The sequence below is a fragment of the Helicobacter bilis ATCC 51630 genome, from assembly GCF_000686565.1.
Classification (GTDB): domain Bacteria; phylum Campylobacterota; class Campylobacteria; order Campylobacterales; family Helicobacteraceae; genus Helicobacter_A; species Helicobacter_A bilis.
This window is the reverse complement of record NZ_JMKW01000131.1, coordinates 1-1092: the sequence shown is the minus strand read 5'-3', so window position 1 is coordinate 1092 and position 1092 is coordinate 1. Positions and strand designations below refer to the sequence as shown.

The window sequence follows — 1092 nt, the reverse complement described above, 5'->3', positions numbered from 1 at the left end:
TATCAATTTCTCTAGCTTGAAAAAGATACTTAGCGATGATGAGTATGAATTGTTTATGAATTATGTAAAACAACTAGCACACACAGGTGTTTTTATCGTAAAAGAAAATAAGAAACTTATGATAGACACGATAAAAGAAATACTAAGGCAGGGAGGCAACTTAAAGGCTTTAATCGAAAAAAGTTTAAGAGGGCAAGAGATATGGATATGCGACAATAGACTTGGCGTGAAAGCTTTGAATAATTTGTGGAATATGCTAGAAAGTCAATTTAAAGCAAAAGAAGCTAAAGAGCAACAAAAAATCATAGAAATATCTCACAAATACAAGGAATCCATACAAGAGTTTATAGCTTACAGAAACAGCAAGGGCAGGTATTTTAACGGCTTTGCATTGAATAAATTTTTACTTGAATTAGCAAAATTTGAATATCTAAAAATTGATATAGTAAGTGCAATAAATCAAAGCATTGAGCGTGGTTATAATTGGGTATTTAAGCCTACACATAGAAACAGATTTTTTAACAGAAAAGCTAAGAAAGTGGCTTAGAGAAAGGATAGAAAATGTTTGGTTTTAATCGTAATCGTGCGAAATATGAATATTGTGAGTTAATAGAATCTGATTTAGACAAACTTTATCAAAAAGCAGAGCATTTAAAGTCAATAGGATATGAAAATACAGGTAATGGTGCGTTTTTTAATAGTGATAACAATCAATACAGAATAACAATGCGTAAGATTAATTCATTGCCTAGAAAATTTGGGGACTATGGAAAAAAGAAAGAAAAGAATGATGATGAGGATATTGCCAAAATCTTTGTTCTTGGATTTTTCTATATGTTTCTAGTATTAATAATATTTATAGCTATCAGATTGAATGCTAATGTAATTGAAGAAGAAAGAGAGAAAATAATAAATGAAGCTAGACAAATATTAAATGAAGCTAAACATTATCAATCCTTATGCAATAAAGCAAAGGATAATAATAGTAGAGGAGCTAAATAAATGCTAACAATTGCAAATTTAAGCGGTGGTAGAGATTCCACTGCTATGGTTATAAGGTATTTAGAGTTAGGAAATAATATTGATTATATT

2 protein-coding genes are annotated in these 1092 nt (G+C 29.4%); both read left to right on the top strand.

Going from position 1 to position 1092, the window contains the following annotated elements; genetic code table 11:
• Positions 1–547, top strand: a 547-nt coding sequence (locus T368_RS16055; protein ID WP_162164643.1) for a hypothetical protein, incomplete at its 5' end; no start/stop codon positions are given.
• Between the two features lie 14 nt (positions 548–561).
• Positions 562–1002: a hypothetical protein gene (locus tag T368_RS0111670; RefSeq protein WP_004088993.1), complete on the top strand. Its 441-nt coding sequence runs from the start codon at positions 562–564 to the stop codon at positions 1000–1002.
• Positions 1003–1092: the final 90 nt, after the last annotated feature.

What these genes read in the sequence shown, in the direction of transcription:
- T368_RS0111670 (WP_004088993.1), top strand. Translation starts at nt 562, where the DNA reads ATGTTTGGTTTTAATCGTAATCGTGCGAAATATGAATATTGTGAGTTA.